We start from the raw sequence: 5368 nt of genomic DNA, 5'->3' as shown, positions 1-5368 counted from the left end.
CATCGCCCGAGCGGCCCTCGTCCTCCTGCAGCTGGAACACGACCGCACAGCCTGAAGATCACGAAGCGTCACGACAAATTACCGAGAAGGGTTCAGTGGAACCGCTCTCACCCTTCGCGGCTGTGCGGAATCCTGGCAGCCCACCATGGGCGGCCTCCCATGGCAGTCGCGTCCCCCTATCGGGGTGGGCTTTCATCGGTGAGAGCTGCGGCCAGTGCCCTGCGGTCGCCGTCGCCTTTGGTGGTGCGGGGGAAGCGGTCGAGGAAGTGGATCTTCTTGGGTATCTCGAAGGCGCTGAGCTGACCCCGGCAGTGTTGTTGCAGGTCGGCCTGGGTGGCGTGTCGGCCGGTCTGCAGGATGACGGCGGCGTTGATCTCCTCGCCGTACTTCGCGTCGGGCACGGCGAACGCCAGTGCGTCCTGGACGGCGGGGTGGGAGAGCAGTACTGCCTCCACGGTGTGCGGAGCGATCTTCTCGCCGCCTCGGTTGATCATGTCCTTTTCCCGGCCGCTGAGGAACAGGTAACCGTCCAAGTCCAGGTGGCCGAGGTCTCCGGTGTGGAACCACCCATCGGTAAAGGATGTGGCACTGGCCTGCGGGTCGTTCAGGTAACCGGCGGTGAGTGCGGGTCCGCGTACGCAGACCTCTCCGGTGTCGCCGGTAGGGGCCAATTCGCCATTGCCGGCGATGATGCGAATCTGCAGTCCGGTGGGAAGGCCCACGGAGGCGTCCTTGCAGACGCCGTCACGCGGGAGCGGATTCGACGCGGCCTGGTGTGCGGTCTCGGTCATGCCATAGGCGGGTATCACCGGTGCGCCGAATTGTTCCCTGATCCTCCGCGAGACCGCCGGCGCGAGCGGGGCGCTGCTGCTGCGGATGAACCGCAGTGCGGGAGGGTCGGCGGCGGGGTATTCGCCGGCCGCGCGGTTCAGCAAGATCTGGTGGATGGTGGGTACGGCGGTGTACCAGGTTGCCCTCGCTGCGGTGATCTCGTCCCAGAAAAGGTGGGCTGAGAACCGCCCCGTGGCGGGGAGATAGGCGGCGCCGCCGCTCGCGAGGGTGGCGAGCAGGCCGGCGACGAGGCCGTGTCCGTGAAACAGCGGCATGACCAGTAGGGTCGCGTCGTCGGTTCCCAGGTGGTACGTCGATTGGATGCCGGTGACGGAAGCGGCGAGGTTGGCCTGTGTGAGCGGCACGATCTTGGGTGTGCCGGTGCTTCCCGTAGTGAACAGCAGCAGGGCATGACCCGGGCCCTGAGCCTGGTGCGGGTTTCGGCTCGGCTGCAGCGGTGCGGTCCGGCTCGGGCTGGAACCGTGACGGATGTCGGTGAGGGCCACCTGGGTGCGGGCGGTGCCGACATCGATGGCCCACGCAGGGGTGGCATCGCCCTCCGCGGGGTAGCTGTCGCGCAGCCGGTGTGGGAGAAGCACGGCCTTGGCGTGGACGGCGGCCAGGCGCGTATGTATCTCAGGCACGGTCAGCTGCGGATCCATGGGGACGACCGCCGCTCCCGTGGTCCACGCGGCAAGGAGCGCGACGATGAACTCGGGGCGGTTGTCGCTGTAGAGCGCGATCGGGTCGGAACGGGTGATCCCGGCCTCTGTGAGTTCGTGCGCGAGTGTCTGTGCAAGCCTGCCCATCTGCTGGTAGGTGAGGCGCATGCTGCCGTCTGCCACCCCGACTGCCGTCTGGTCGGGCGTACGACGCATGCTGTCCTCGATCAGCCTTGCCACGCCGGGTTGACCGGCCGTGTCACCAGCAGGCATGACAACTCTCCCTTGCGGGGAGCGGGTTATGCGTGGCTCGCTCAGGGCGCGAACTCGGCGCGCAGGGCATCACCGTTGCTGTTCAGCTCCGGCGACGGGACCATGGTGCCGAGCGAGTTGTAGGCGCCGAACTTGATCGGGTTGCCGGGCACCTCGAATCCGCCGACCTCCTTGACCATGCCGCGCACCTTGATGTGCTCGAGCTTGCGTGTGTCGTCGACGTTGAGGACCAGGCCGACGGGTATGCCCGCGTCCTCCAGCCGTTCATGCCAGGCGGCAGCCGTGTCGGTGCGCAGCACCTCTTCCATGGCTGCCTTGAGCTCGGCCTGGTTGTCCATCCGGTCGACGTTGGTGGCAAAGCGGGGATCGGTGGCCCACTCGGGCCTTCCGAGAGCGCCGGCGAGGATGCCGAAGAGGTGGTCATTGCCGACGCAGATCGCGACGAGTTGGTCAGAGCAGGTGAACGTGTCGAACGGCGCCATGGACGGGTGACGGTTCGCTATGCGATGCGGGCGCTTGTGAACGCCGAGCGCGTCCATCAGGCCCTGCTCCAGGGTGGCGAACGTCGCGTCGAGCATCGCGACATCGACGGTGGTTCCCTTACCGGTGCGTTCCCTGGCCGCCAGAGCGGTGAGGACGCCGCAGTAGCCGAAGATGCCGCCCAGGATGTCGGATATGGACGTGCCGACACGGGTTGGGCCACCGTCGGGCTCGCCTGTGGCGTCCATGATCCCCGAGAGGGCCTGGATGACGGTGTCGTAGGCGGGCTGCATGTGAAGCGGCCCGTACTGGCCGAAGCCGGAGATGGAACAGACGATCAGCCGTGGATGCTCCACAACGAGCTTGGCCGGGTCGAGCCCGAGCTTGGCCATGACGCCGGGGCGGAAGTTCTCCACGACGACGTCGGCTTCGGCGATCATCGACTCGACCAGCGCGAGATCGTCCGGGTTCTTGAGGTCGAGGGCGATGCTTTCTTTCCCGATGTTGGCGAATCGGTAGTACTCCGAAGTGCCGTCGGCGGCGAACGGGCCCATCTGGCGGGTGTCGTCCCCCGTGCCGGGGCGCTCGACCTTGATGATCCGTGCGCCGGCGTCGGCGAGCATCCGGGTGCATGTCGGCCCGGCCAGGACGCGGGTGAAGTCCACGACGGTGATGTGCTCCAGGGCGTGCGGTTTGCTCGGATCGAGGTGCTCGGTCGGGGTGGCGGCACCGTGCACGGATTCCGCGGTCATGGACATCTCCTCTTCTCCATCCGGTGTCGTCCTGTGTCGTGGTCAGCGCAGCGGCTGTACGGGGCTGGTGGTGTTCATGCTGACCAAGTGGCCGCTTTCGGTGCCGGCGGTCGGGTCGATGACGGCATTGATGACGGCGGGCTTGCCGGCGTGCAGCGCGGCGCGCAGTGCGTGGCCGAGCTCCTCCGGTGTGTCGGCCTGGTAGCCGGTGCCGCCGAAGGCCGCGCCGACCTTGTCGTAACGGCTGGAGTGCAGCAGCACCGTTGGCGCGGGGTCGGCCGAGTACGTGTTCACCTCGTCGCCCTTGTAGACGCCACCGTTGTTGAAGACGACTGTGACGATGGGCAGTTGGTAGCGGCAGATCGTCTCGATCTCCATGCCGCTGAACCCGAACGCGCTGTCGCCCTCGACGGCCACCACCGGCTTGCCGGACTCGACCGCCGCGGCGATGGCATAACCCATGCCCACACCCATGACTCCCCAGGTGCCGGAGTCGAGCCGATGCCGCGGCTCGTACACCGGCAGAATGTCGCGGGCGAAGTCGAGCGTGTTGGCGCCCTCACTGACCAGGTAGGCATCGCGGTGACGGTCCAGCACGTCGCGGATCGCACGCAAAGCGGTCGAGAAGTTCATCGGAGCCGCGTCCGCATCGAGCCTGGCCTGCATCTTCGCCACGTTGTGCGCCGTCCGTTCCCTGATCGCGTCCCACCAGGCACTCGGCACGGCAACCCGGTCCGGCTTCACGGAACGGTTGAACTCGGCCATCACCGAGGCGATGTCGCCGACCACCGGAGCCGCGATCGGCCGGTTGCTGTCGATCTCTGCCGGGTCGACATCGACCTGGATGAATTTCGCCGCCGCCGACCAACGTGGGACCCGCCCGTGCGCGAGCAACCAGTTCAGCCGGGCGCCGATCAGCATCACGACGTCGGCCTGCCCCAGTACCAGGGACCGGGCCGCGGCCGCGGACTGCGGATGGTCGTCGGGCAGCAGCCCCTTGGCCATCGACATCGGCAGGTACGGGATGCCCGTGGTCTCGACGAACGAGCGAATGTCCTCGTCGGCCCGCGCGTAAGCGGCCCCCTTGCCGAGGACGATCAGCGGACGCTCGGCGTGCGCGAGCAAATCCACGGCTCGGGCGATGGATTCAGGCGCGGGCAGGTGCGCGGGCGCCGGGTCGACCGCCTGGAACAGCGAGTCTTTCGCCGCCTCCGTCGGCATCGTGGCTTTGAGCACCGCGGCCGGCAGGTCCAGGTACACCCCGCCGGGCCGGCCGGACACCGCGGCACGGATGGCGCGGACGACACCGAGACAGATGTCCTCCGGCCGGTCCACACGGAACGCGGCCTTTGCGAAGGGCTTGGCCGCATTGAGCTGGTCAAGTTCCTCGTAATCGCCCTGCTGCAGGTCGATGATGCTGCGCTCGCTGGACCCGCTGATCTGGATCATCGGGAAGCAATTGGTGGTGGCATCGGCCAGCGCCACCAGACCGTTCAGGAAGCCCGGCGCAGACACCGTCAGGCAGATGCCCGGCCGACCGGTGAGGAACCCCGCCGCAGCGGCGGCATGGCCGGCGGCCTGCTCCTGACGGAACCCTATGTAGCGAACTCCCTTGGCCTGCGCGATACGGGCAAGGTCGGTCACCGGAATGCCGACCACCCCGTACATTTTGTCGACTCCGTTGAGCTGCAGCGCATCGACCGTCAGGGTGAAACCGTCAGTGATGGCTCCGTCCGGATGCGTAGCAGCTGCGGAGGTCGCACTCCCCGGATGCGTAATCGTCCCGGCGGCGTTCGGTGCCATGGCTGGCTCCTAGGTTGGCTCTTCCCGGGCCCCGGCTTGCCGAGAACCGCCCCCGGCGGCCTGCTCGTCGGCCAGGCCGCTTGCGCGGAGGCATGTCGTTCCCACCCGCACCGATTTAGGTGCATGGGTTACTACTTGTCTCGATCATGCACTTATGGGGATACCCGGCCCATCAGTGCGTTACACGACCCATCACTCCCCACTCCGCGACCTGTTGTCTCCGGCGCTGGGCTTGGCGTGATACCGGAAAGCCGGACTTGTCGCCGTCTCGAACGAGACGGCGACAAGTCCGGCGAGTTCACGGGGGCTCAGGCGAGAGCGGGGAAGTCAACTTGACCCGGCGCTGAAGCACCAGGCTTGGAGGTAGTGCCCAACTGGCTGCTGGGGTGGACTCCTCCGTCCAGACACCCCGTTATGGGGTGGCAGGGACGCGTGACTCACGCCCCGCATTCCACACGCTCTCGCCACGGGTGGCGATGTTGTGGGAAGCGTTCCGGTCGGCGTGGGCAACGACCCCGCACCCCCGGCAGATGAAAAGCCCCTGGTCGACACGGTTGCGTTTGTCGA

The 5368-nt window shown here is 67.3% G+C and carries 3 protein-coding genes; all 3 read right to left on the bottom strand.

The genetic code is table 11. From position 1 onward, the window contains the following. Window positions 1–176 precede the first annotated feature (176 nt). From ACWD5Q_RS35075 to oxc, 3 genes are read right to left on the bottom strand one after another with little or no spacing between them, the layout of a single operon-like run. Window positions 177–1766, bottom strand: a complete 1590-nt coding sequence (locus tag ACWD5Q_RS35075) for an AMP-binding protein (RefSeq protein WP_451431117.1) — start codon at window positions 1764–1766, stop codon at window positions 177–179. Between the two features lie 41 nt (window positions 1767–1807). Then, window positions 1808–2998 carry a CaiB/BaiF CoA transferase family protein gene (locus ACWD5Q_RS35070; RefSeq protein ID WP_451431116.1) on the bottom strand — a complete coding sequence of 397 codons (1191 nt, stop codon included), beginning with the start codon at window positions 2996–2998 and terminating at the stop codon, window positions 1808–1810. Window positions 2999–3040: 42 nt separating this feature from the next. Next, window positions 3041–4801 (bottom strand): oxalyl-CoA decarboxylase, encoded by a 1761-nt coding sequence (gene oxc, locus ACWD5Q_RS35065; RefSeq protein WP_451431115.1) that lies wholly within the window; start codon window positions 4799–4801, stop codon window positions 3041–3043. Between the last annotated feature and the right edge of the window lie 567 nt (window positions 4802–5368).

Source organism: Streptomyces sp. NPDC002513 (genome assembly GCF_053595355.1).
Note: the sequence above shows the minus strand (reverse complement) of the source record. Positions and strands in the feature narration are given on the sequence as shown.